General features: G+C 66.7%; 21 protein-coding genes. 7 read left to right on the top strand and 14 right to left on the bottom strand.

The window, feature by feature from the left end:
- A partial coding sequence (locus LGY53_RS36860) for a DNA-directed RNA polymerase subunit beta (RefSeq protein WP_225731326.1) occupies positions 1-2,661 on the top strand: 2,661 nt, incomplete at its 5' end.
- Positions 2,662-2,684: 23 nt separating this feature from the next.
- Here the strand turns inward: LGY53_RS36860 and LGY53_RS36865 are convergent.
- On the bottom strand, positions 2,685-4,295 hold the full coding sequence (locus tag LGY53_RS36865) for an ABC transporter substrate-binding protein (protein ID WP_225731327.1): 1,611 nt from the start codon (positions 4,293-4,295) through the stop codon (positions 2,685-2,687).
- A 445-nt stretch (positions 4,296-4,740) separates the two neighbouring features.
- On the opposite strand from LGY53_RS36865, the gene LGY53_RS36870 reads away from it, so the two are divergent.
- Entirely contained in the window at positions 4,741-6,054 is a 1,314-nt protein-coding gene (locus tag LGY53_RS36870; RefSeq protein ID WP_225731328.1) for a family 1 glycosylhydrolase, read from the top strand.
- Positions 6,055-6,197: 143 nt separating this feature from the next.
- Complete coding sequence (locus tag LGY53_RS36875; protein WP_225731423.1) at positions 6,198-7,613, top strand: threonine/serine exporter ThrE family protein; 1,416 nt, start codon at positions 6,198-6,200, stop codon at positions 7,611-7,613.
- Between the two features lie 29 nt (positions 7,614-7,642).
- On the opposite strand, the gene LGY53_RS36880 is transcribed toward LGY53_RS36875, so the two are convergent.
- Together LGY53_RS36880 and LGY53_RS36885 are read right to left on the bottom strand one after the other, a co-directional pair.
- Complete coding sequence (locus tag LGY53_RS36880) at positions 7,643-8,011, bottom strand: hypothetical protein (protein WP_225731329.1); 369 nt, start codon at positions 8,009-8,011, stop codon at positions 7,643-7,645.
- The gene (locus LGY53_RS36885; RefSeq protein ID WP_225731330.1) at positions 8,008-8,643 is read right to left on the bottom strand and encodes a GNAT family N-acetyltransferase; all 636 of its coding nucleotides are present in this window, start codon (positions 8,641-8,643) and stop codon (positions 8,008-8,010) included. The genes LGY53_RS36880 and LGY53_RS36885 overlap by 4 nt, the downstream gene beginning before the upstream one ends.
- A 200-nt stretch (positions 8,644-8,843) precedes the next feature.
- Between LGY53_RS36885 and LGY53_RS36890 the strand changes: the two genes are divergently transcribed.
- Both LGY53_RS36890 and LGY53_RS36895 read left to right on the top strand, forming a co-directional pair.
- On the top strand, positions 8,844-9,431 hold the full coding sequence (locus LGY53_RS36890; protein ID WP_225731331.1) for a hypothetical protein: 588 nt from the start codon (positions 8,844-8,846) through the stop codon (positions 9,429-9,431).
- On the top strand, positions 9,428-9,991 hold the full coding sequence (locus LGY53_RS36895; RefSeq protein ID WP_225731332.1) for a hypothetical protein: 564 nt from the start codon (positions 9,428-9,430) through the stop codon (positions 9,989-9,991). The genes LGY53_RS36890 and LGY53_RS36895 overlap by 4 nt, the downstream gene beginning before the upstream one ends.
- Positions 9,992-10,005: 14 nt before the next feature.
- On the opposite strand, the gene LGY53_RS36900 is transcribed toward LGY53_RS36895, so the two are convergent.
- Positions 10,006-10,896 carry a LysR family transcriptional regulator gene (locus LGY53_RS36900; protein WP_225731333.1) on the bottom strand — a complete coding sequence of 297 codons (891 nt, stop codon included), beginning with the start codon at positions 10,894-10,896 and terminating at the stop codon, positions 10,006-10,008.
- 131 nt (positions 10,897-11,027) lie between these two features.
- On the opposite strand from LGY53_RS36900, the gene LGY53_RS36905 reads away from it, so the two are divergent.
- Entirely contained in the window at positions 11,028-12,044 is a 1,017-nt protein-coding gene (locus LGY53_RS36905; protein ID WP_374111291.1) for a YeiH family protein, read from the top strand.
- 10 nt (positions 12,045-12,054) lie between these two features.
- Here LGY53_RS36905 and LGY53_RS36910 read toward each other — a convergent pair whose 3' ends face one another.
- The 3 genes from LGY53_RS36910 to LGY53_RS36920 all read right to left on the bottom strand — a co-directional run bounded on the left by LGY53_RS36910 (position 12,055) and on the right by LGY53_RS36920 (position 14,558).
- On the bottom strand, positions 12,055-12,267 hold the full coding sequence (locus LGY53_RS36910) for a hypothetical protein (protein ID WP_167474203.1): 213 nt from the start codon (positions 12,265-12,267) through the stop codon (positions 12,055-12,057).
- A gap of 70 nt (positions 12,268-12,337) precedes the next feature.
- A complete protein-coding gene (locus LGY53_RS36915; protein WP_225731335.1) occupies positions 12,338-13,696 on the bottom strand; it encodes an aminotransferase class V-fold PLP-dependent enzyme in 1,359 nt (452 codons plus the stop codon).
- Positions 13,653-14,558: an AraC family transcriptional regulator gene (locus LGY53_RS36920; protein ID WP_225731336.1), complete on the bottom strand. Its 906-nt coding sequence runs from the start codon at positions 14,556-14,558 to the stop codon at positions 13,653-13,655. The genes LGY53_RS36915 and LGY53_RS36920 overlap by 44 nt, the downstream gene beginning before the upstream one ends.
- Before the next feature lie 6 nt (positions 14,559-14,564).
- Here LGY53_RS36920 and LGY53_RS36925 point away from each other — a divergent pair, with 6 nt between their 5' ends.
- Positions 14,565-15,587: a triacylglycerol lipase gene (locus LGY53_RS36925; protein ID WP_225731337.1), complete on the top strand. Its 1,023-nt coding sequence runs from the start codon at positions 14,565-14,567 to the stop codon at positions 15,585-15,587.
- Here the strand turns inward: LGY53_RS36925 and LGY53_RS36930 are convergent.
- The 7 genes from LGY53_RS36930 to LGY53_RS36960 form a co-directional block, all read right to left on the bottom strand.
- The gene (locus LGY53_RS36930; RefSeq protein WP_225731338.1) at positions 15,584-17,875 is read right to left on the bottom strand and encodes a glycosyl hydrolase family 65 protein; all 2,292 of its coding nucleotides are present in this window, start codon (positions 17,873-17,875) and stop codon (positions 15,584-15,586) included. The genes LGY53_RS36925 and LGY53_RS36930 overlap by 4 nt on opposite strands.
- Positions 17,876-18,066: 191 nt before the next feature.
- Positions 18,067-19,236: an MlaD family protein gene (locus LGY53_RS36935; protein WP_225731339.1), complete on the bottom strand. Its 1,170-nt coding sequence runs from the start codon at positions 19,234-19,236 to the stop codon at positions 18,067-18,069.
- On the bottom strand, positions 19,233-20,309 hold the full coding sequence (locus LGY53_RS36940; RefSeq protein ID WP_225731340.1) for an MCE family protein: 1,077 nt from the start codon (positions 20,307-20,309) through the stop codon (positions 19,233-19,235). The genes LGY53_RS36935 and LGY53_RS36940 overlap by 4 nt, the downstream gene beginning before the upstream one ends.
- Positions 20,306-21,388, bottom strand: a complete 1,083-nt coding sequence (locus LGY53_RS36945) for an MCE family protein (RefSeq protein ID WP_225731341.1) — start codon at positions 21,386-21,388, stop codon at positions 20,306-20,308. Before LGY53_RS36945 ends, LGY53_RS36940 begins: the two co-directional genes overlap by 4 nt.
- Positions 21,388-22,380 (bottom strand): MCE family protein, encoded by a 993-nt coding sequence (locus tag LGY53_RS36950; protein WP_225731342.1) that lies wholly within the window; start codon positions 22,378-22,380, stop codon positions 21,388-21,390. The genes LGY53_RS36945 and LGY53_RS36950 overlap by 1 nt, the downstream gene beginning before the upstream one ends.
- Positions 22,377-23,405, bottom strand: coding sequence for an MCE family protein (locus tag LGY53_RS36955; protein WP_225731343.1), 1,029 nt, complete (start codon positions 23,403-23,405; stop codon positions 22,377-22,379). Before LGY53_RS36955 ends, LGY53_RS36950 begins: the two co-directional genes overlap by 4 nt.
- Positions 23,402-24,775, bottom strand: coding sequence for an MlaD family protein (locus LGY53_RS36960; RefSeq protein ID WP_225731344.1), 1,374 nt, complete (start codon positions 24,773-24,775; stop codon positions 23,402-23,404). Before LGY53_RS36960 ends, LGY53_RS36955 begins: the two co-directional genes overlap by 4 nt.
- Between the last annotated feature and the right edge of the window lie 105 nt (positions 24,776-24,880).

Consider the following 24,880-nt stretch of genomic DNA (forward strand, 5'->3'; position numbering starts at 1 on the left):
ACGCTGTTGGAGAACCTGTTCTTCAAGGAGAAGCGTTACGACCTGGCCCGCGTCGGCCGCTACAAGATCAACAAGAAACTCGGTGTGCCGCAAGACGAACGGGCGACGACGGCGCTCACCACGCAGGACATCGGCACGATCGTCGAATACCTGTTGCGCCTGCGCCGGGGCGACCGAACCATGACCGTGCCGGGCGGTATCGAGGTTCCGGTCGAGGTCGACGATATCGATCACTTCGGCAATCGCCGTGTGCGCACCGTCGGCGAGTTGATCCAGAACCAGATCCGAGTCGGTCTGGGCCGCATGGAACGTGTGGTTCGCGAGCGGATGACGACTCAGGATGTCGAGGCGATCACGCCGCAGACCCTGATCAACATCCGCCCGGTGGTCGCCGCGATCAAGGAGTTCTTCGGAACCTCGCAACTGTCGGTGTTCCTGGATCAGAACAATCCGCTGTCGGGTCTGACGAATAAGCGCCGCCTCTCGGCGCTCGGCGCGGGCGGCCTCACCCGCGAACGCGCGGCGCTGGAGGTGCGGGATGTGCACTACACCCACTACGGCCGCATGTGCCCGATCGAGACGCCGGAAGGCCCGAATATCGGTCTCATCGGGTATCTTTCGGTGTTCGCCCGGGTGAACCCGTTCGGGTTCATCGAGACGCCCTATCGAAAAGTGTTGGGCGGCAAGGTCACCGACGAGATCGACTATCTCACCGCCGATGTCGAGGACCGGCACGTCGTCGCCCAGGCGGACGAACCGCTCGACGCCGAAGGCCGATTCCGCAACGCGCGCATCACCGTTCGACGCGCGGGCGCGGAAGTCGAGGTGGTCGACTCGTCGGAGGTCGACTATATGGATGTGTCGCCGCGTCAGATGGTGTCGGTGGCGACGGCGATGATTCCGTTCCTCGAGCATGATGATGCGAACCGTGCGCTGATGGGTGCGAATATGCAGCGTCAGGCGGTGCCGTTGATTCGGTCGGAGGCCCCGTTGGTGGGTACCGGGATGGAGTTGCGGGCCGCGGTCGACGCCGGTGATGTGGTGGTGAACGAGAAGTCCGGTGTGGTGGAGGAGGTTTCGGCCGACTATGTCACGGTGATGGCCGATGACGGCACCCGCAAGTCGTATCGGATGCGGAAGTTCAACCGCTCCAACCAGGGCACGTGTTCGAACCAGCGTCCGATCGTGGACGAGGGCCAACGCGTCGAGGCCGGGCAGGTTTTGGCGGATGGGCCGTGCACCGAGAACGGTGAAATGGCCCTCGGTAAAAACCTGCTGGTGGCGATCATGCCGTGGGAGGGCCACAACTACGAAGACGCCATCATCCTCTCGCAGCGTTTGGTGGAAGAGGATGTGTTGACCTCGATTCATATCGAGGAACACGAGATCGACGCCCGCGACACCAAACTCGGTGCCGAGGAAATCACCCGCGACATCCCCAACGTCTCCGACGAAGTCCTCGCCGATTTGGATGAGCGAGGGATCGTGCGGATCGGTGCGGAGGTCCGCGACGGCGACATCCTGGTCGGGAAGGTCACCCCGAAGGGCGAAACCGAACTCACCCCGGAGGAACGGCTGTTGCGGGCGATCTTCGGGGAGAAGGCCCGCGAAGTCCGCGACACCTCGCTGAAGGTGCCCCACGGCGAGTCCGGCAAGGTCATCGGGATCCGGGTGTTCTCCCGCGATGACGACGACGACCTGCCGCCGGGCGTCAACGAGTTGGTGCGCGTGTACGTCGCCCAGAAACGCAAGATCCAGGACGGTGACAAACTCGCCGGCCGCCACGGCAACAAGGGCGTCATCGGCAAGATCCTGCCCACCGAGGACATGCCGTTCCTGCCCGACGGCACCCCGGTCGACATTATTTTGAACACCCACGGTGTGCCGCGACGGATGAACATCGGCCAGATCCTGGAAACCCACCTCGGGTGGATCGGCAAAGCCGGCTGGGACGTCGGCGCGGGCGCCGACGGCACCCGCCCCGACTGGGCCAAAGCCCTGCCCGAGGAAATGCTCGCCGCCCCCGCCGACTCGAATATCGCGACCCCGGTGTTCGACGGCGCCCGCGAAGAAGAACTCACCGGCCTGTTGGGATCGACCCTGCCCAACCGGGACGGGGAACGCATGGTCGACGCCAACGGCAAAGCCCAACTGTTCGACGGGCGTTCGGGGGAACCGTTCCCGTACCCGGTCGCCGTGGGCTACATGTACATCCTGAAACTGCACCACCTGGTCGACGACAAGATCCACGCCCGCTCCACCGGCCCCTACTCGATGATCACCCAGCAGCCGCTCGGTGGTAAGGCCCAATTCGGTGGCCAACGGTTCGGGGAAATGGAGTGCTGGGCCATGCAGGCCTACGGCGCCGCCTACACCCTGCAAGAGTTGCTCACCATCAAATCCGACGACGTCGTCGGACGGGTCAAGGTCTACGAAGCCATCGTCAAGGGCGAGAACATCCCCGAACCCGGCATCCCCGAATCGTTCAAGGTCCTGCTCAAAGAGCTGCAATCACTGTGCCTCAACGTCGAAGTACTCTCCTCCGACGGCGCCGCCATCGAACTACGCGAAGGCGAAGACGAAGACCTCGAACGCGCGGCAGCCAACCTCGGCATCAACCTCTCCCGCAACGAAGCCGCAACCGTCGACGATTTGAACTAGGCCGGCGGCTGCGGCGAAATTCGCTACTTCTCGATGTTTTCGAAATCGAACTGGCCTGCCCAGGTGAGTGGGGCCGCCTTCACCTTGTCCGAACGACCAGCTGCCGCAATGTAATCGAACAGCGGAATGCTGGGAAGGTCACGGAGCAAAAGGGTTTGGGCTTGGCCGACCAGCTTGTAGGACTCCTCCTCGGTCGGCGCGGCCAGTGCCTGGTCGATCAGGTGGTCGAATTCCGGATTGTTGTAGTTGGTGTTGTTGTATCCGGCGGTGCTGTAGTAGTTCGAGGTCAGGAACTGCAGCATCGTCGGATAGTCACCCTGCCAGCCGTAGCGGAACCCCTTGCCGATCGTCTTGTTCGTGATCGCCGACCGCATGTCCTTGAAGGCCGCGTACGGCGCGCCGACCGCGTCGATGCCGAGGGTGTTCTTGATGCTGTTGCACACGGCGTCGACCCAGGGTTGATGGCCGCCGTCGGAGTTGTACGCGATCTGGAACTGGCCCGACCATGGAGAGATCGCGTCGGCCTGCGCCCACACCTTCTTGGCCTCGTCCGGGTTGTAATTCAGCACATCGACCCCGGGCAGGTTCGGGTTGAAGCCGGGCAGCGTGCTCGCGGTGAAGTCACGCGCCGGGATTCGGAGGCCGTGGAAGATCTTGTCGGCGATCAGTACCCGGTCCACCGCCATCGAGATCGCCCTTCGGCGCAGCACACCCTCCTGGCCGCCGAAGTGCGCCATCGTCGGCTGCACGCCGATATGCGAGTTCTGTGCGGTGGGTTTGGTGATGGCGCGGTCGCCGAGATCCTTCTTGTAGGTGGTCAGCGCGCTGTCCGGAATGGTGTCGAGGGTGTCCAGGTTGCCCGCTTGCAGATCCGCGTACGCGGTGTCGAAGGATTGGTACATCACCATCCGCAGACCCTTGTTCTTCGGGGGCCTGCCACCCTTGTAGTCCGGGTTGGGCGCCAAGTCGACCTGGACGTTGTGTTTCCAGGCGCCATCGTGCGCGAACTTGTACGGCCCGTTGCCGATCGGGTTCTCGCCGAACGCCTTCAGATCCTTGTAGGCCACCGCGGGCAGCGGATAGAACGGCGCGTACGCCAGCTCGGCCTCGAAATCGATCGACGGGCTCTTCAGCGCGACGGTGAACGTGTGGTCGTCCACCACTTGCAGACCCGACATCGTCTGCACCTTGGGATCTTTCACGCTCACGTCGTCGTAGCCGACGATCGGGCTGAACACGTAGCCCTGAATCTGGGCGTTGGTGCCGAGCGCCGCGAAATTCCAGGCGTCGACGAATGATTTCGCGGTCACCGGGGTGCCGTCGGTGAACTTCCAGTCCGGCTTCAAGGTGATCTTGTAATGGATGCGATCGCTGGTGTCGATCGACTGAGCCACCTCGTTGTGGGCGTTGCCATTCGCGTCGTAGTACTTGAGGCCCGCGAACAACCGGTCGACGATGCGGCTGCCGTAGTTGTCGTTCTGGTTGGCGGGTAGCAGCGGATTCTGTGGTTCGCCGAGATTGGTTGTCACGACGCCCGTGTCGTCGCTGCTGTTACTGGACGAGCACGCGGTCAGCGCTAGTCCTGCGGTCAGCAACACCGCGGCGCCCAGCGCGGCGATTCTGTCGAGCCTCAACGGGTTCTCCGATCGACAAAGCAAAATTCGGACCGTCCGCGGCCCGGGGTGCCCGCACCGGGACGGTCCACTTGTGATTCCCTCGGACAGTAATCAATCCGGACGTCCAGTGTGATCGTATCGACCGACCAATTCGGCGACCGGCGCTCCCGCACCTCCCGTGACCACACCGGAATCGTGATCATCACGCATCCGATTCACCCGAAAGAGCCTGCGGGACCGTGGTATCACTGACCGAACGCGGTGTGCCGCGTGCTCGTGGCCCGGTTTCGTCGGCGCACGGAGGTACGGCAACGGAAGATCCCCAGTTGGTCCGGCGATCCCATCCGGGCATGCGGCCGCTCCGAAGGCCATGCGGATGTGTGGTGGTGCCGAAACCCTTGTTCTGATTGGCCTTTCGGATCGGAGTTCTATGCGCTCGTCTGTTCGTCTGTGTTCGATTGCCATGGCCGCCGCGCTGGCGGTGCTCGCCGGGGCGGCAACGCCCGCGCAGGCCCACGCCCAAGCGCCGGGGCCGGTCGCGCCGCTGGGGCCCGATTTCCTTTGGGGCGTCGCGGCTTCCGGATTCCAGACCGAGGGCTCGGCCCCGGATAGCAACTGGACGCGCTATATTGCCCGGTCGGGATACGAGCCATACCTGAATTCCGTTGACAGCTATCACCGTTTCCTCGAGGACATCGCCCGCGCGGCCGCACTGGGCGTCAAGGTGTACCGCGTCAGCATCGAATGGGCGCGGGTGCAACCGCGTCCGGATGGGTGGGACGAGGGCGCATTCCTGTTCTACGACGCACTGATCGGCGCGATCACGGCCGCGGGAATGCGGCCGATGCTGACGCTGGACCACTGGGTGTATCCGGGTTGGGTGTCCGGTGACGGCGGCTGGCAGGGCGACCGGATGGTGCAGCGCTGGCTCACCGGCATGCGCCGGGTGGTCGACCGGTACGCGAACCGGAATCCGTTGTGGGTCACCATCAACGAGCCGGTCGCCTATATCGTGCAGGAACTGAACAACACCGGCGTGCCCGGAGCCGACCGCGACCGGGTGTTCAACACGATCGCGGACCGAATGGCTCAGGCGCACAACGGAATCTACGACTACATCCACGGCGTGCAGCCGGGCGCCATGGTCACCAGCAATGTCGGATTCGTCGCGAAGGCCGACGAGCAGGTCAACGGGCCGTGGGTGGACCGGATCCGGGACCGGCTCGATTACGTCGGGGTCGACTACTACTTCGACGCGGTCGCCGACCCCAAGGCGGTCGCCCGCTCCGCCGCGGGCAGCGACACGCTGCAGCTGTGGGAGTTGCCGCTGGCGAGCGAGGGAATCTACTACGCGCTGCGGCGCTATCAGCGGATCTTCCCCGGCAAGAGCCTCTACGTCGTCGAGAACGGCATGGCCACCGAGAACGGGCTGCCGCGTCCGGACGGCTACGACCGCGCCGACTATCTGCGCGATGTCGTGTACTGGTTGCAGCGCGCACGCATGGACGGCATCCCGGTGATCGGCTACAACTACTGGAGCATCACCGACAACTACGAATGGGGTTCCTACACACCGCGTTTCGGCCTCTACACGGTGGATGTCCGCAGCGATCCGATCCTGCTGCGCCGCCCGACCGACGCCGTCGGGGCCTACAGCGAGATCACCAGGAGCGGCGGCGTACCCGGAAACTATCTGCCGACCCGCCCGCCGGCCGGCTGCTCCCAGATCGATCCGCCGTCCAGCTGCGACGATCCGGTCACACTTCCCGGGGTGTAGCCACCGCAATCGCGTTTTGCGGATGCGCGACCAGGCGGATGGTGACTACCTTCGCGATCATGGCGAGTGATGCAGCCTTCGATGACAGGGCCGTACTGGACACCGACGTGCGACGCGGGCCGCGGCGCCGCCTCGCGCTGCGGATCCCGCTGCTCAGCCCGGTCCTCGACAAGTTGGCGGGCGATCGGCACGCCATCATCGACCGGGTCGTCACCGCGCCCGCGCCGCTGCAGCCGATCGATCTCACCGACGACGCCAGGGTCGCCGAGGTGCTCGAGCTGGCCGTGCGGGTCGGTGAGGTGGTGTTGGCGTCCGGCACCAGCGTGATCGATACGACCGCCCAGGTCAGATTTATCGCCGAGACGTACGGGCTGTCGCAGTGCCATATCGACGTCACCTACGACGCGATTCGCATCTGGGCCGACCGCGGGCCGCTGCTGCCGCCCGCGAGCACCATGCGCGTCGTGCGCCACCGGGCGCTCGATTTCACCCGATTGGCCGCGGCCGACCGGCTCACCCGCCGCATCCGCCGGGAACTGCCGCCGCCGGAGGAGGCCCGTGCCACGCTCGACGCCATCGTGGCCGCGGCCCACCCGTATCCGCGCTGGGCCGCGACACTGGCGTGGTCGTTGCTGGCCGCCGCCATCGCGGCGCTGCTCGGCGGCGATCTGATCGTCGCGGCGGTCAGCTTCGTCGCGACCGCCGCCATCGACCGCACCAACCGGGTGCTCAACCGGTACGGTCTGCCGTTCTTCTTCCAGCACATGGTCGGCGGCGCGATCGCCGCGACACCGGCGATCGTGCTGTCCACACTGGCCGAACCACTGGGCATCAAGGTGGACGCCACCCTGATCATCGCCGCCGGAATCACCGTGCTGCTCAGCGGTTTACAGCTGTTCGGCGCGGTGCAGGACGCGATAACCGGCGCGCCGATCACCGCGTCGGCGCGCATGCTGGAGGTGATGATCATGACCGGCGGCATCATCGCGGGCATCGCGTGCGCGCTGCGGGTCGGTGAGATCACCGGCGCCACCGTGCCCGCGATCAATATGAATCCGAGCCGGGACAGCACCGACCTGGTACTCAAGGTGGTCGCGGGTGCGGTGGCGGCGTTCATGTTCGCGCTCGCCTGCTACGCCGAGCGGCGCGCGCTCGCGGCGGCCGCATTCGGCGGCGCGGCGGGCACCATCTGCTATCTGCTGGTGCAGGACGCCGGATTCGGCCCGGTGGTGTCCTCCGGCGTCGCCGCGACGATGATCGGCCTGGCCGGCGGTCTGCTCGCGCGGCGCGCCCTCACTCCCCCGCTGGTCGTCGCCGTCGCCGGAATCACCCCGCTGCTACCGGGTCTCAAGGTGTATCGCGGACTGTACGCGCTGCTCAACGATCAACTCATCCTCGGAGCCAACCAACTGCTCGCCGCCTTCGGCGTCGGCTGCGCCCTCGCCGCGGGCGTAACCCTCGGCGAATGGTTCGACCGCACCGTCCGCAGACCCCGAATCCTGCGCACCGACGGTACAACTCGCCGCCCCATCTTCTCCCGCCGTTCCGGAACAGTGTGATCCGTGGCTTCCGGTGGTTATCCCGCTTGTCAGTTGCGGTAAATCGCTACGTAAGCGTTGGTGACTGTCCCGATACTGGTGGGGCCCAAGCACGTAGCCGTGCCCTGACCGGACGGAGCGAAGGACCCACCCCACGAGCCCTCGTAAGGACCGATGGCCATGAGCGGAAAAGCATTCGGAATACCGTGCAGGCCAACACATTCGACGATCAGGGTGTACTCCCTGCCAGCAGGCGCGTCGGTGTCGTGACATGCCGCTGTCGCACCGAACAGATCTCGCGTGACGACACAGTCCTGCGGCGCGGCTTGCGCTGTCCCCGAGCCGATTACCGCCGCAAAGCCCAGCACCGACGCGGCCCCGACCGCCACCCGCCCCGCGGCAATTGTCGTTCTTCTCATGTGAAATCCTCCCGATAGGTCATCCGATCATCGGATATGAGCCTTGATTCGTTACGGCCGCTGAGCATTTCGCCTTTGAACGAGTGCAGCATGGCCACGCACAGGGTCTGCTCGGCATCGAACCATTCGAAGGTGCCGACCGGACGAAATCCCAAGCGGCCCGCCAGTTTCAGGGAACGTTTATTGGTTGTCCGAGTGACGATGAGGACCGGCTCGTCGGAGAGTTCGTTCGCTGCCGCGCGTAAGGCGGCGGTGGCGGCCTCGAATGCCAAGCCCGCGCCCCAGGCGTCGCGCCGCATCAGGTAACCCATCTCCAGTTCGCCGCCGTCTTCGGCGATATGGCCGGGCTGGTTGGCGGGGCGCCGCTTCAGCTCCAGTGTTCCGATGAGGTCGTCGGTGGCGTTGTCCGCGATGACGAAGGCGCCGGGGGCGGCGGTCGCGTTGGCGGTGCCGCCGATCGCATCGAGACGTTGCTCGACATCCTGCCGCGGACGCGGGCCGCCGAGATGTGCCCAGACCTCCGGGTCGGTACGCAGCTGGATGAGCCTTTCCCGATCGGTGTCGCGCGCCTTGCGCAGCAGGGTCCGGTCGGTTGCGATCCTGACGGCGGACAGCATCGGCAACTGGTTCATCTGGCTCTCCCTTTGCTGGATGTCGATCCATCAGATCACGACACCGCGTCACCGCGGCCCGACCGATCCGAAACGGCCACCGCCCAAGATCGAATTCCGCTGCTCGGAAGGGGAATTGAAAGCTCGCCGCCGAAGGTTTGAGTTCCCGCCCGCGAGGCACTACCGGTTCTGGAGGGGCGGTCTCGTCGAAGGAGGATGAGGTGGCTGTTGTGTGGGTGATCGTGGTGGTAGTGCTGATCCTGGCGGTCGTCGCAATATTGTGCTGGCCGCTGATCCAACGGCAGCGACTACGCAAGCGGTTCGGCGCGGAGTACGACCGGGCCGTGGCCGACCATGCGGACCGCCGGTCGGCCGAACGCGAGCTGAAGGACCGGGAGCGCAGGCATTCGCAGTTGGAGCTGCGGGAGCTGCCCGCCGAACGCAAGCGGTACTTCGCCGACGAATGGGCAGGCGTGCAGGAACAATTCATCGACAACCCCGATCAGGCGGTACATGCGGCGGACCGGCTAGTCACCGAGGTGATGGCCGAACGTGGCTATCCCACAACGGATTACGATCAGCAGGTGGCCGACCTCTCGGTCGAGCACGGCGGGGTACTGGACAACTACCGCAACGCGCACGCCATCGCCCTCCGGCACGACGGCGCCTCGACCGAGGATATGCGGACCGCACTGGTGCACTATCGCGCGCTGTTCGCCGAACTGCTGGACGGGAATTCGCACGACGCGCAGCGCGGTGACAAGCACGCGGCAGGATCCGAACACGATAAGAAGGACGTACTGCCATGAACGAACGAACAACGGACGCGACCGAACGCGACGATGCCGAGACCGGCGAGCATGCCACGCCCCACGGCGCGACCGACGACCCGAAGCTTGCCGCAGCCCACCGTCCGGCCGAATATGAAGCGCCGCAGGCGAAGACGGCAGCGCCGCAATCCGGCCCGAGCACGTCCGATACCGACACATCCACCGAATCGGCGGTACACGATATGCGTGAGGCCGGTATCGCAAGCGAATCCTCAGGCCCGCAACCGCAATCCGATCGAACTGCCGCGCAATCGAATTCGGAGCACGAACCGATCGAGCCGCTGTTCGTCGCGGCCGACCGGGAGCGGCTGCGCGACCGCTGGCGCGAACTGCAGATCGCCTTCGTCGACGATCCACGCGCCGCGGTCGAGCAGGCGCACGAACTGGTCGGCGCGACAATCGATCAGCTCACCGCGGCCTACGCCGATCGGCACAAGCGCATGTCCGATGAATGGTCGAGCGGCGCGGGCGATACGGAGGCGCTGCGCACCAGATTCCGCGAATATCGCGTGTTCTTCCAACAGCTGCTGTCGGTCTGAGCGATTCGGCCGGTTCACCCGCGGCCGACCACCGCCGCGAGCAATTCCCCTGCGGCGCCGCCGAGTTCGCGCGGCGCCCGCCAGACGGCCCGCAGCGTGCGGTGCAGATCCAGTTCGGTGACGCGCACCGGGCACAGCTCGCCGCGCGCGAGCTGGTCGGCGACGACGAGGGTGCTGAGCACGGCCGGGCCGACACCGCCGAGTACGCTGGCCCGGATCGCGGCGGCGCTGCCGAGTTCCAAAAGCGGTTCGGCGCGCGGATATTCGGCGAGCGCGAGATCCAGTGTGTCGCGGGTGCCCGAGCCGGGCTCGCGGACCAGCAGCGGGGTCGCGGCGAGTTCGGCGGTGGCGAGCGGGCGTTTGCGCCGCGCCCACGGATGCCGCGGCGCCACCACGACCACCAGGCTGTCGCGGGCCACCGCGACGCTGTGCAGCCGTGGCGGCACGGTGGGGCATTCGACGAATCCGAGATCGCATTCGCCGGCGAACAGTTCCTCGAACACCTGCTGTGAATTCTTGACCTGCAGGTGAATTTGGATATCCGGTCGCTGCCTGCGGAATTCGCCGAGCCAACCGGGCAGCAGGCATTCCGCGACGGTCAGGCTGGCGGCGATGGTGAGTTCGGCCGCTCGGTCGGCGCGCAGTGCGTGCGCCGCGTCGACCAGCCGGTCCAGGTCGGCGAGTACCTCCCGCGCCCAGTGCGCCACCACGGTGCCCGCCGGGGTGAGCCGGGAGCCGCGCGGGCTGCGTTCGACGAGTTGCAATCCGAGCCTGCGTTCCCACTGCCGCAGCGCGCGGCTCGCATTCGGTTGTGCCATACCGACATTCCGGCTCGCGGCGCCGAGGCTGCCCTGCTCGTCGACGGCCACCAGCAACTCCAACAGCACCAGGTCGGGCCTCGACATATCCCGATCATATGGGGTCGAGGCTCATATCACCGGGATATGAGGTGATAGCCGGATCGACTCTACCGCCGCCGATCCGCACCCCGCACCGTGATGGGGTGACAACCGAAGCGACCGGAAATCGAAAAACCCTGCCGGGCAAGACATCATGGCCGACTCACCAGGTCGCCGAATTGCGTGCCGCGGCACCGGGACTCGGCCTCGCCTGCGCGGTCATGGCGATCGTGCTGACGATCAACCACTATCTGCCCGCGCTGAGTCCCCTGCTGGTCGCGATCGTGCTCGGTGCGGTACTGGCGAATGTCGTTGCGCTGCCGCAGCGTTTACAGCCGGGCCTGCAATTCTCCGGCCGCAGACTATTGCGATCGGGGGTCGCGCTGCTCGGGTTGCAGCTGACCTTCAGCGATATTCTCGGACTCGGCCCGGTGGCCATCGTCGTCGTTATCGCGATCGTCGGATCGGGTATCGGGTTCACCATGTGGCTCGGCCGGTTTCTCGGCATCAGCTGGAGCCAGCGGCTGCTGATCGCCTGTGGCTTCTCCATCTGCGGCGCCGCGGCGGCCGCCGCGGTGGACGGCGTGATCGACGCCGAGGATGAGGAGCTGTTGACCGCACTGGCGCTGGTAGTCGTCTTCGGTACCGTGATGATCGGCGTAATCCCCTTGTTGGCCGATACTTTCGGGCTCGATCAGCACACCGGCGGCATCTGGGCCGGCGGCGCCATCCACGAGGTGGCCCAGGTGGTCGCGGCGGGCGGCGCGATCGGCGGTGCGGCGCTCACCGTCGGCGTGGTGGTGAAGCTGGCCAGGGTCGTGCTGCTCGCCCCGGTGCTCGCGATCGTCGGCTGGCAGGTGCGGCGCACCAGCCCGGACCGGGCCGCCGCGAAAAATGTTCCGCTGGTACCGCTTTTCGTGCTCGCCTTCCTCGGCTGCGCCGCGCTGCGCACCACCGGCATCGTGCCCACCGGAGTGCTCGGGCCCGCAAAATTGCTGCAGACCGCGCTGCTCACCGCCGCCATGTTCGCCATCGGCGCGGGCGTCCGGCTCACCGCGCTCGCCAAGGTCGGGCCGCGCCCGATCGTGCTCGCCGCCGCGAGCACCGGCTGGATCGCCGCTGTCGCACTCGGCGGTGCGCTGCTCGCGGGCTGATCAGCCCGAACTAATCGTGGCGCGGCTCAACCGTTTCCGGGAAGCGCTGGTGTATGCGCTCGATATAGCGCCGGACGTTGTGCAGGTCGACGCGTAGCGCGCGGGCTTCGTCCGGCCGCCGATTCCGCTCGGCGACGTCGACCGCGCGCGTCAGCGAGATGATCTGTGCGGCAAGGGCGTCCAATAGCACACGGGCCTGCGCCACATCCGGGTCCTCCGACATTCGCAGTTCATATCACGTTCCGGCGCGATAGACGGGCCGCTACGCGCGATCGATACCGGACGATAGCTGTTCACACCGCCGCCGCGATGTCCCGGATCACCTCCGCCATCTGCTCCGCATGGGTGCGCACGCTCAACGGGCACATCCGAACGGTGTAGGCGCCCGCCACCTCGGTGCTGGACAGGAAGTACCGTCCGGCGCCGTTGATCCGTTCCAGCAGTTGCCTGCTCGCCGCCGCGCCGTCGCGGTGCCGGAATCCGACGACGGTCAGATCCGGCGCCCACGGCACCTCCAGTCGCGGTATCCGCATCAGCTCGCGATGGGCGAATTCCGCGAGTTCGAGCTTTTCGGTGAGCGCTCGGCGGAACGCGCCGATGCCGTGCAGGTGCAGCGGCAGCCACAACCGCAAACCTCGCCACTCCCTTGATAATTCGGGGCCGATGTCGGCGTAGTCGGGCAGACCTGCGCACCGCTCGATATCGTGCAGATAGCTGCCGTCCCCCGAATGCGCCGCCCGCAGTGCGCTTTCCGAGCGCACCAGCACCACTCCGGTCCCGTACGGGAGGAACATGCTCTTGTGCGGATCCAGCACGATCGAATCCGCCCGCTCGATGCCGGTCAGCAACGCCCGCCCGCGCTCGGTGAGCTGGAACGGCGCACCGTACGCGCCGTCGACGTGGAACCACAGCCCCTCGCGTTCGGCCAATTCGCCGAGTTCGTCGAGCGGGTCGATCAATCCGGTACTCGTACTGCCCGCCGCCGCGGCGAGCAGGAACGGGCGCAGCCCACGCGCCCGGTCGGCGGCGATCATCTCCGCGGCTCGCCCCGTATCCATCCGCAGTTCCGCGGTGGACGGCACGATCCGGATCCGGTCGTCCGGCAGTCCGCACAGCCGCGCCGCCTTCGCGATGCAGTGGTGCGCGTATTCACCTACGTAGAGCACCGAATCCGGGCCGCCGCCGCGTTCGCGCGCCGCGACGACGGCGGCCAGCGTCGCCAGCGATCCGCCGGTGGTTATCAACCCACCAGCCCCTTCCGGCAACCCGAACAGGCCACACAGCCAGGCGATCACACTGTGCTCGATGGCGACGAGTTCCGGTGCGAGCGCGGCGAATCCGGTGAAGCGATTGAGCGACATGGCGATCATCTCGCCGATCGCGGCGCTGATCAGCCCGCCGGCCGGAAAGTACGCCAGATAGCCCGCGGACGCGGTGTTCAGTCCGCGATCGGCGGCGTCGCCGACCATCGACAACAGCTTGTCCAGCTCGCCCGGCAGCTCCGGCGGCGGCGCGAGCAGCGGATTCGCCGCCCCCGGACGCCACACCGGCGTCCGCGGCCATTTCTCGACCTGATCCGCTACGAAATCTATTGCCCGCATGCCCATTTCACGAATCGACGCAGCATCGGGCTCCAGTGGGAATTCCGTCATCCCGCGACGGTAGAACGCGACCGGTCGGCGATTCTTGTACGTGATTGCGGTAAGCAACTCCGCCCGTCTGCGCCCGATAGACGCCCGGCGGCATTCCGACGATGCGGCGGAAATGCCTCGACATGTGCGCCTGATCCACGAATCCGGTTTCGGCGGCCGCGACCGCGAGCGGGGTACCGGCCGCGAGCAGTTCGCGCACCCGGCGCACCCGCAGTTGGTTGAGGTATGCGAACGGCGGAAGTCCCAACTCCGCGTGGAATGCCCGCAGCAGTGCAAACTTTCCGGTTCCGGCGTGCTCGGCCAGCTCATCCAGGGTCGGCGGTGCGGTCATCCGCTCGTGCAGCATGGCCCGGGCCAGCGCGACATCGCGGCGGCCCGCAGCGCGCACCGGCCGCGGCCGCCGGTCGCCGTGCCGGGTGAGCAGCAGGCCGAGCGCGGCGTGCAGCGCCGAACTCGCGGCGAGCCGGTCACCGCGTTCGGCGGCCCGGTGCGCGACGCGAATAGCGTTGGCGCACAGGTCGTCATACACCACCGACCGCCGGAACTCCGTCGCGCCGGTCGACAGTTCCCGTGCCACCGCGCCGACCAGGGCCGGGCTCGGATATATTGCGCGATAACCCCATTCGCCCGGCGCCGCCGGCTGCCCGGTGTGCACCTGCCCCGGGTTGATCAGGATGAGTCCGCCGGGCCGCACCACCTCGTTGTCACCGCGGATACCGAGGCGCTCGCCGTTGATCTCGTTCAGCCCGATGGCGAATGCCTCGTGACTGTGCCTGGTGAATTCGTGCCGCCGGTACCGGGCCACCACCAGATCGACGTCGGCGACCGCCGGATGCCGCCAGTACCTGACCTGTTCTGCCACGGTCTCATGATCCCTCGGCCATCCGGCTACCGGGACCCCGAGACCGAGGGCGTGCGCCGGGAACTGGTAGACGGCATGATCATTCGGATAATTCAGCTTTCCCAATTGATTCGGATGAAAGGCAGCCCGATGGCCGGTGCGAAGCGGCGGTTCGCCGCCGCGTTCAGCGGTTTACTCTGCTGCTCAGCGCTTTTCGGCTCCCTGGCGCCGAATGCGACCGCGGCGCCGTTCGGCAAGAACCCCGACGGCAGCGTTGCGCCGCCCGGAGCGAACGACTGGAGCTGCGCGCCGAGCGCCGCCCATCCGGAACCCGTGGTGCTCGTCCACGGCACCTGGGACAACCAGAACGCCTGGGACGTGCTCGCGCCGCGACTGAAAGCCGTTGGCTACTGCGTATTTTCGTTGAACTACGGCCGAGACGCCACGAGTGTGTTCGGGTCGATTCCCGGGCAGTACGCGACCGGTGATATCCGGGCATCGGCACGGGAGGTCGGCGCGTTCGTCGAGCGGGTGCGGGCCGCGACCGGGGCGGCGAAGGTCGCACTCGTCGGCCATTCGCAGGGTGCGGTGGTGTCCCGGCAGTATGTGCGGTTCGACGGTGGCGGCGACCGGGTCGGCCACCTCATCACCCTGGTCGGATCGAATCACGGCACCTCGTACCAGGGGCTCGTCGACGCCAACCGCGTCGACACCCCGCAGAGCCCGGAGCATATGGCCGCGCCCCTGGTCGGCGTCGCGATAGTGCAGCAGCTGGTCGGCAGCGAATTCCTGCACCAGCTCAACGACGACGGCGAGACCGTACCCGGCATCGACTACACGGCGATCGCCAGCCGCCTCGACGATGTGTCGCGGCCGCCGGAGGAGACATTCCTCCATGCCGGTCCCGGCGCGACAGTGCACAACGTGATGGTCCAGGATCTCTGCCCCGCCGACCCCTACCTGCATGCCACCCTGCCGAATTCACCGACCGTCGCCTACATCGTCGAGCGCGCCCTCGATCCCTCCTTCGAGGGCAACCCCTGCCCCTAGCAGGATGGCCGGGTCGGTAGGCGCAGTTCGTCGCCCTTGCCGATCGTCCTGCGGCCCAACGGGGTTTCGAGGGTGACCGGGCCGCCGTCGGTCACGGTGACCGTGGTGGTGGACTTTTCGATGCGCACCGTGAGCCTGCTGTCGCCGACGGCCAGGCCGCGCACCGTCATGCCGTCACGAAAACCGCTGGGCAGCATGGGATCCAGGCGCGGACCGGAATCGGTCCAGCGCAGGCCGGTCGGGCCGTAGAGCAGGCCTTGCAGGAAGCCCGCCGAGCCGGTGACGAAGATCCACGCCGATTGTCCTTGGGCGTTCGCGCCGGAACGGTCACCGCGCGCCTCGGACTGAAAACCGTAGGGCGGGCGCACATACGGCTGCGCGCCCTGATCCAGGAATTCCTGGGTGCGGCACGGATCGTATTGCGCGCTCAGGATCGCGCCGACGCTGTTGCTCATATTCGGGCCGCCCGGATCGGTGCGGTCGAAGTAGTAGTGCAGCGTATCGACCGGCGAATAGCCTTGTCCCGCATAGGAGAACGGATAGCTGAGCAGCACCGTATCGGCCTGTTTGATCGGCGCGCCCGCGTAGCCGAGGTATTCGGCGGGCACACCGGGCACGATATCCGGCGGCATCGCCATATTCGCCTCGATATCGGCCCATCGCGGATCCACCGGCAGACCCGCCGATTGCGCTGTGCGCCTGGCGATTCGCATGGTGTTCATGACGCCGCCGTTGGTGAGGGCGTTGTCCACCGAGGTCGCGACGTATTCGTCGGCGCCACCGACCGGCGCGTAATGGTATTTGCCGTCCGGCAGTTTCGGGCCGACCCTGGCGGTGAGGTAGTCGGCGATCGCGACGATCACCGGCCCGCCGCCGGTGCGCAGCCACTGCTCGTCACCGGTCGCGAGATAGTACTGCCACTGCGACAGCACGATTTCGTTGTGCAGATGCTCTTCCACCAGGCCGCATACCGCGGGCGTCGCGCACCGCTGGCCCGGGCCCTCATCCCACGGGTACAGCGCCCCGGGCAGACCGTAGGCGTGCGCGTTCGCCTGTGCCGCGGGCAAGGCCGCGACCCGGAATTCTACGACGGTGCGCGCCAGTTCCGGATACAGCGCGAGAAGTGTTGGGAAGATCCAGGTTTCGGCATCCCAGAAGGTGAGACCGCCATAGTCGTCCGAGGAAAGGCCCGCGGGCTGCACCGACCACCGGTCCCCCGCCCGCACGCTGGCCAGCACCGAATACAGGGCGGTGCGCACCCAACGACCGTAATCGTCGCGGCCCTCGATCCGAATCGCGGGCTGCCACAGCGCATCCCACGCCGCGACGTGCTCGGCGCGGACCGCGTCGAAACCAGCGGCGCGGCCCGCTTCGGCGGCGGCCGTCGCGGCGGCGCGGGGGTCGGGACCGTAGTCGTCGGAGGAGATGCCGACGTATTTGACGAAGCCATAGCTGCCGCCGTCGCGCACGTCGAGCGTATAGGCGATGCCGTCGCCGCCGGGCAGCGCGGACCCGGCGGCACCCGCCGGTGCGTCCACCGCGGAGACCAGGTACGCAGTGTCGTCGGTGCCATCCGCGCGCATCCCGACCACGGTCCGGCCGCGATCCGGATCGGCGGTCGCGGTGATCACCGACGCGCGGCGGGCGGCCGCCCGATCGATCAGGTCGGTCACCGTGAGCGGGCCCGAGAAGTGCGGGCGCACAGTCACTTTCTGCACCGCCAGATCGGGACGCGCCCGCGAGACGAAGGTTTCGTATGCCAACTCCACCGGATGATCAGCGTCCGGCGTCCAGGTCACCCGAGTGGTGGCTTTCGCGGCGCGAAAATCCATGGTTTGCCGGTAATCCCGAACCGCGGCCGGGTCCACATCCGGTCGATAGGCCCGCCCCGCCGCCTCCACGGTGAAGCCGGACCACGCGGGCAGCGCCGCGATCACCTGAGTGTTGTTCCACGAAAGTTGCGAGCGCGCATAGAAACCCGCGAGATAAGTGCCCGTGTATCTGGGTTCCTGCAAGGGAAATGCCGTGCGCACGTCGTCGCCGTAGCCCTGGTAGCCGCCGCCGCTCGGCGGCAACATGGTCCCGATCCGGCCGTTGCCGAGATACGGGGCCGCCCGGAAGTCCTGCGGCGCGAACGTATCCGACGTGGCCGCCCACTGGCCGGAATCATCGGTCTCCGCGCGAACCGGCCGGGCCAGATAGGCCGACGGCAGTATGACGATGGTGAGCAGGATCAGCGCCATGCGCACGATGCCGTACCACATCCGCGATCCCCGGGCCGATGCCATCCGCGAGTGTCCTCTCGACGAGCGTGTTCCATCCACACCACAGCCCGCCTGACACACTATCGACCGGCGGGCCTGATCCCCGACAGGCACGCACGTAATGGTGCCAATACAACCGGCTCGTCCGGAAGCCGGGGAAACTGCCGGTTGTGGCAATTACTGGAAAGTCTCTGAACCCTCGGCCGGAAGGCAATTCAGCGCACCGGCGGCAGGGTGCGTTCGTTCGGGTCGACACCGGGCGGCATATTCGCGCCGTTGTTCGGCACATCCGGCCGGGGAGCGTTGGCCGCCCCGCGAATTTGCTGGCCCGGCGGCGGGAAATCGCAGTAATTCCACTTCGGCAGGGTGCCGTCCTGAACCACCTCGGGTTTGATCGGCGTCGATCGGTACTGGCAGTACGGCCGCAGCCAGATATCGAAGATGGCGTGGAATTCGTTGTCGTGCGCCGGAACACCCAGCGCCGCACCGCCGAGTGCCAAGGAGGGGAACAGCGCCCGCAGCGCCGAATTCCGCAGTTGCGCCGCCCTGACGATGGCCGAGAGGTTTGTGAGCAGGCCGGTGATCGGGTCGGCGCTGCGGTCGAGCACCGCGCCGAGCTCGGTCAATTGTCCTGGCGCGCTGTCCAATACGGTGCGCAGCTCGGCATTGGCCCGATTCAGCTGATCGACCAGCACGCCCGAATTACGGGTCAGGGTGGTCAGATCCGGTTGAGCGTGCTTGGTGGTCGCGGCGATGGTGCGCAGGTTGGTGATCAGATTCGTGGTCTGCGGCAGCAGATTGTCCAGACCGGCGGCGGCCAGGCTGAGCCCGTCGACCGTGTGCCGCAACTGATCCGGGCCGCCGCTCAGCGCGGTATCCAACTCGCCGAGTATCACCCCGATCTTCTCCGGGTCGAGCTGGGTGATGAGTGCGCTGGCATTGTCGAGCAGCGACCACACCGGCGTCGGTGTGTGCACCCTTCGCGGTTCGAACGGCACCACCGCCCCGTCGTCGAGGTACGGCCCCGCATCATGGGCCGGACGAAAATCCAGGTACTGCTCGCCCGCCGCGGACAATCGGGCGACGGCGACCTCCGTGTCGACCGGAATCCGGTATTTCGTGTCGATTCGTATCTCTGCGGCAATCGAATTCCCGGCATCGACCACGTCGACCTTCGCGACCTCGCCGACCCGTACCCCGCGCATGGTGGCATCACCGCCCGACTGCAGCCCGCCCGACGCGTCGAGCAGCACCGTGACGGTGTAGGTCGAGCGCAGCGGATTCAACCGCATCACCGAAACCAGCAGATACCCGCCGCCGACGAACAACACCAGCACCAGGCTCAGGTTCGCCAGCAGCAGCCGGTGCCGCACAAGGGCTTTCATCGCGGGCCCGTCAGCCGGGCGGTGACGATCTGCAGCACCTGCATCAGGCTGCCGACGAAATCCGCCATATCGGTCAGATCGAAGAATTTGCTGGTGCCGGGGGCCGTCAGCAGCCCGATATCGAGGTACTGGATATTCGCGTACGGCGCGAGCGCGCTGCCGCGGAAGGTGGCATCCACGTACGGCCGGATCTCGTGAAAGGCATCCTGTAGCGCGCCGAAGGTGTCACCGGTGGCGGCCAAGGCGGACATCAGCTTTCGGGTGTTGTCCAGCAACCCGTGCAACTGTTCGGTCGAGGAGTCGGCGTAATCACCGAGCGCCGCACTGACGGTCGCCACCTTCGCGAGCAATTCTCCCAGCGCCCTGTTGTTTTCGGCGATCGTGCCGAGCAGCGGCGGCAAGGTCTCGGCGACCTGCCCGAGTTCGGCGTGATTCGCCTCGATGGTGGCGGTGAGCGCGTCGAATCCGGCCAGCGCGCCGTCGATGCGGGAGCTGTTGTCGTGCAGGGTGGTGAAGGTGCTCGTCGTTTTGGTGATCAGATAGGACAATTCGTCGGCGCGGCCGCCGACCGCCGCGTCCAATTCGTCGGTCAGCTTCGCGATATCGGCGATGCCACCGCCGTTGAACAGCAGCGATATCGAGACCAGCAATTCCTCGACGGTGGCGCCCGCGGAGGTCTGCTCGATCGGCAGGGTGTCGCCTGCGCGCAGTTTCGGACCGTCCGGAGCAGCGTTCGGTTCGGCGAGCGCGATGAACATATCGCCGAGCGGCGTCGCCTGCCGCAGCTGAGCCATTGTGCCCCTTGGTAATTCGACATCCTTGCGGATATCGAGCTCGACCTCCGCCTGATAATTGGTGACGTCGATGTGCGAGACCACCCCGACATCCGAACCGCCGACCTTCACCTTCGCCTGGTCCGGCAGGTTGAGCACATTCGCGAAGACCGCATGGATCGGGTAGGTGGCGTCGAATATTCCCTTGGACGGCAAGGGCAATCGCTCCACCGTGACCCCGCAGCCCGCGGTCGTGGCCAGGACGGCCGCCGCGATCAGCGGAGCACCCGCCCGCCTCACTTCGTCAACCCCAGCAGCGCGGCGGTGATACCGAAATCCGGTCCGAGATCGGCGACCCGGCCGGTGCGGCAGCCGTCCGCACGCATCTGCAGCCGTTGGCATATCACCGCGATCTGCTCACCGGACAGCGCGGTGCCGAGCAGCGCGTGCAACCTGATGTAGCCGTATTGCCGGTTCATCGACCGATCGATGCTCTGCAGCAGCATCGGCGCCACGTCCACGATCTCGGTGACGCCGAACGCGTTGGCGCGCAGTTGATCCGTCACCTCGGTCAGCCGGTGCACGGTGTCGATCAGCCTGTCCTGGTACTTGCTCAGCAGCGAGCTGGTGTTGACCAGGAAGCCGTCGATCTGCTCCAGCGTCGCCTGCAGGCCCGGCGCCTGATCGGCGAGCAACCCGGACAGCTGGGTGGTCCGATTGCTGAAATCCCGTACGGATTCGTCGTTTTCGGCGAGCACGGTGGTGAGCTCGTTCAGCTGCACGATGATGGTGGCCACCGCGTCTTTGTTGTCGACGCCGACCTTCAGCGCACCGGACAGCGCGTTCAGCGTGTCCCGCAGCTTCGCACCGTTCCCGTTCAGCATCGGATACAGCACCCGGCCCGACAGCACACCGACCTCGGTGCCCGGCTCCGGCTTCAGCGCCGCGGCGAACTGATCGATGGTTTTGATCAGGGCATCGATCTCGACCGGCGTCCTGGTCCTGGCCGTCGGGAGATGCGTTCCGGCCGCGAGGGTTTCGCCGCCGGTGTACGCGGGTGTCAGCTCGATGTGCCGGTCGGTCACCACCGACGGCGAGACGATCGCGGCGACCACGTCGTGCGCGATCTTCACGTTCCGGTCGATCGAAAGGTGCACTTCGGCGAATGTCGGCTTGGGCACTACTTTTTCGACCCGGCCCACCGGCGTGCCGAGCACATCGACCTCGTCACCCTCGAAAACGCCCGCGCCGCTCTCGAAATCGGCGGTGATGCGAATCGTATTGCCCAGCGCGCTGTTCACCGAGCCCGGCACCAGCGAGCACCCACCCATCGCGAGCGCGATGCACCCGGCCCCGAGCACCCTGACCCACTCGATCATCACCGGCACCCCTCGATGACGTTCGCGAAACACAGCCAGTTGTCCGGGAACAGCCACGGGAAGGCGACCTCGGCGTAATTGCCGTTGCCCCAGGCATTCGCGAGATAGCGGACCGAGGGCGGCATGATAGACAGCAGCCGGTCCAGGTTCTCCTTGTTCTTGCGCAGGCCCTGGGTCATGGTGTCCAGTTGGTCGATGGTCGGGCCGAGTTGGTCGTCGTTGTCGGCGCCGATATCGCGCAGTTGCCGGGTGAGCGTGGCGATATTGTCGAGCAGCTGCCGCAGCAACCCCTCCCGCTCCATCACCCTGGCCGCGATCGCATCGCCCTGGGTGATCACCAGCCGCACGCTGTTGCGGTTCTCCCCAAGGATTTTCGTCACCCGGTCCAGATCCTGCAGCAGGTTCGCGACTTCGCCGCGCCGCTTGTCGATCACCTCGGCGAGCGCGCCGACGCTGTCCAGTGCCTGTGCGAACAGCTGCGGCGAACTGCCGAACTGCTGGTCGAGCAGGTTCAGCGTGGTCACCAGCTTGCCGGTGTCCAGCGCCGCGAACTTCGGCGTGCCGATCTGCACCACATCGGCGAGGTTGTACGGAACATCGGTGTTGGACAGCGGAATCCGATTTCCCGGCAGGCCGGAGTGGTCGCCGGGTCGCAGATCGACGTAACGACGGCCGAGCAGGGTGGCCAGCCGGATCGATGCCTTCGCGTCCGGACCGGGCCGCACGTCGCGGTCCACCTGAAGGGTGACCGTCACGAAGCTGCCGTCCAGCCGCAGCCCCGAAACCCGGCCCACCGCAACGCCGGCCACATCCACCTCGTCTCCCACCCGGACCCCCGCCGCCTGCGCGAACTCCGCCTGAATGGATTGCTCACCGGCGCCGAGCATTTGGCAGCCGCGGGGCACCGCGAGCATGAGCGCGAGCAGCACCGCGCCCAGCAGGCCGATCCACAGATTGCGGTTCCCGTCGAATCGGGCGAGGATGCCGGTCACGGACGGCACACCGCCGACTGCGCCGGGCCGCCGATCTGCGAGATCAGGCCGCGCGGGAAGAGCACACCCCACAGCGTGATGTCGACGCGGCACATGTAGGCGTTGGTGTAGGTGCCCTCGTCGGCGAATCGGCCCGCGTCGGCCATGATCGCGGGCAGATCGACCGCCGTCCGGTCCAGCCGCTCACCGTTGGCCAGCAACAGATCCAGCGCGTCCCTGGTAGCGCGCTGGGCCGGTGCCAGCTGCGGCTGGACCCGGGAGAGCATGGCGACGACCGAGCCGGTGGCCTCGGCGATCCGCGTTGTCGATCGCTGCAATGACTGCCCCTGTTCGTACAGTCCGTTCACCAGCGCCCTCGTCTGGGTCACCAGTGTCTCCAATTCGCTTCCGCGCCTTGCCAATTCGGACATCACACCGGAGAGCTCGGTGATCACGTCACCGAGCAGCGTGTCGCGCTGGCGGAAGTCGGTGGCCAGCGCGGCGGCCTGGGTGATGAACGCGCTCAACGACACTCCGTCACCCTGCAACGCCTGGATCAAGGTCTCCGAGAGGTTGTTCACCTGATCCGGGGACAGCACCTGGAACAGTGGCCGGAAACCATTGAGCAGCACCGACACCTCGAACGACGGTTCGGTGCGGGCCAGCGGGATCGTGGCGCCACCGGGCAGCGGCGCCGGATCGCCGTCCTTGCCGGGTTCGAGTGCGATGTAGCGCTGACCGATCAGATTCTGGTAGCGGACAAGGGCTTTCGTATTGCCGTACAACTTCTTGTCGCGCCGCACCAGAATTCGCACCCGCGCGTGATCGGCGCCGTCGAGCTCGATGCCATCCACCTTCCCGACCCGCACGCCCGCCATGCGCACGTCGTCGCCCTCGCGCAGCCCGAGCACATCGGTGAAGGTCGCGGTGTAGGTGTCGGTCGCCCCAGGCACCGGCCGCGCCAACGTATTCCAGATCATCGCCGTCACCAGCACCGAGACAACGGCGAACAAACCGAATCCGATCAGCGGCCGCCGGATGCTCATTTCCCCTCCCCCGGGCTCACCTGCACGGTCCCGCCGCGCAGAATCGTTGCCAGCAAGAGATATTCGGCGGCGTTCGGCCGTCGGCCGAGCAGCGCGATCTGCGCGGCATCGCCGGAGAGCGCGATCGTGCCGCCCGGCTGCGCCAGCGCGGCCGGAAACAGGCCCTGCAACGGTGTTCCGGCGAACGGATCGGGTCCGCTGTGCGGCAACGGATTTCCGGGCGCCACAGGTGCGGGCGGCGGTAATCCGGCGGCCGCGTCCAGCCGGTGCGGGCGCATGGATTCGGGCAGGTAGCCGTAATCCGGTACGGCAGGGGCGTTTCCGCAACTCGGACCCGTCAGCGCGCCGTAGCGCGGGCAGTCGGCGACGGTATTCGGCTCCCACGGGGTGAAGCTGATGCCCGCGTTCCAAACCTGTTGGTGCTGTGGACCCCAGGTGAAGGTGGTCTTCAGCCGGCGGGTCGAATCGTTCAGGTTGGCGATGGCCCTGGTCACCGAGTCCGGGTCAGCGGCGAGACCGCCGAAGGTATCGCTGGTGCCCGCCGTAACCTCCTTGCCGACATCGGGATTGCGTGCGAACAGGTCCTGCACCGTGCCCACCGTGCTGGTACTTCCGGTGAGCAGCGCCACCAGCTGTCCCCGCCGGTCCGCGACGGTGCGCGCCGATTCGACCGAATTCGCCAGCACCCCGATCAGATCCGGCGCCGACTGATTCAACGCGCGCATGGACGCCGCCAGATCGTCGAGCAGGCCCGGCGTGTCGGGCGTCGCGGCGCTCACCTCGCGCAGCCAGCGATCCACCCGCTCCAGCGTCGAGCCGGGCAGCCGGCCGCTGCCGTCGAGCGCGTACGAAAGGGTGCCGAGCACCCGGCCGAATTGCATCGGATCGATCTTGTCGAGCACGCCGCGCACCGAGGTGAGGGTGTGCTGCAGCGTGATCGTGCCCGCGCCGTGGTCCTGCGCGATCCGCGAACCCGCGTGCAGGAATTCGCGATCGCCGCCGTTGAATACGAGTTCGACACCGGCCACCGCGAACAGATTGTCGGGCACCACTCGCGCCGTCACATTCGCCGGAATCTTGCCCGCGAATTCCGGATCCAGATCGATGTGCACCGATTGCTCCGTGCCCACCGCCGCGACCGAAACATCGGTCACCTCACCGATCTGCATGCCGCGGAATTTGACGGCTGATCCCTGTGGCAGACCGTCGCCGACATTCGTCAGCTGCGCGACCACGGCTATTTTCGATCCGAAAGAGCCGGTGTAGCGGCCCATCAGGAAACCGAGCGCGAGCGCGAAAACCACCAACCCCGCGGCACCCGCGATAAGCAGTTGCCGCGCGGTCGGACCACGCCCGGTCTGATCGATCACCGGCGGGCTGACACAGAATCAGCAAGTGTGACGCAACAGCGCGTGCCGCACCGCAACGAACTCCCCTCTCAACGCCGATGATCAGCCGATTTCGCGAGAAGCCTA

The sequence above is a fragment of the Nocardia sp. JCM 34519.1 genome (assembly GCF_020361265.1).
Taxonomy (GTDB): Bacteria; Actinomycetota; Actinomycetes; order Mycobacteriales; family Mycobacteriaceae; genus Nocardia; species Nocardia arthritidis_A.

Bases quoted from the DNA above. Each gene is read 5' to 3' on its own strand.
- LGY53_RS36955 (WP_225731343.1), bottom strand. From the start codon at position 23,405: ATGAGCATCCGGCGGCCGCTGATCGGATTCGGTTTGTTCGCCGTTGTC.
- LGY53_RS36915 (WP_225731335.1), bottom strand. From the start codon at position 13,696: ATGACGGAATTCCCACTGGAGCCCGATGCTGCGTCGATTCGTGAAATG.
- LGY53_RS36930 (WP_225731338.1), bottom strand. From the start codon at position 17,875: ATGGCATCGGCCCGGGGATCGCGGATGTGGTACGGCATCGTGCGCATG.
- LGY53_RS36880 (WP_225731329.1), bottom strand. From the start codon at position 8,011: ATGAGAAGAACGACAATTGCCGCGGGGCGGGTGGCGGTCGGGGCCGCG.
- LGY53_RS36900 (WP_225731333.1), bottom strand. From the start codon at position 10,896: ATGTCGAGGCCCGACCTGGTGCTGTTGGAGTTGCTGGTGGCCGTCGAC.
- LGY53_RS36870 (WP_225731328.1), top strand. From the start codon at position 4,741: ATGGCCGCCGCGCTGGCGGTGCTCGCCGGGGCGGCAACGCCCGCGCAG.
- LGY53_RS36925 (WP_225731337.1), top strand. From the start codon at position 14,565: ATGATCCCTCGGCCATCCGGCTACCGGGACCCCGAGACCGAGGGCGTG.
- LGY53_RS36935 (WP_225731339.1), bottom strand. From the start codon at position 19,236: ATGAAAGCCCTTGTGCGGCACCGGCTGCTGCTGGCGAACCTGAGCCTG.
- LGY53_RS36945 (WP_225731341.1), bottom strand. From the start codon at position 21,388: ATGATCGAGTGGGTCAGGGTGCTCGGGGCCGGGTGCATCGCGCTCGCG.
- LGY53_RS36895 (WP_225731332.1), top strand. From the start codon at position 9,428: ATGAACGAACGAACAACGGACGCGACCGAACGCGACGATGCCGAGACC.
- LGY53_RS36885 (WP_225731330.1), bottom strand. From the start codon at position 8,643: ATGAACCAGTTGCCGATGCTGTCCGCCGTCAGGATCGCAACCGACCGG.
- LGY53_RS36910 (WP_167474203.1), bottom strand. From the start codon at position 12,267: ATGTCGGAGGACCCGGATGTGGCGCAGGCCCGTGTGCTATTGGACGCC.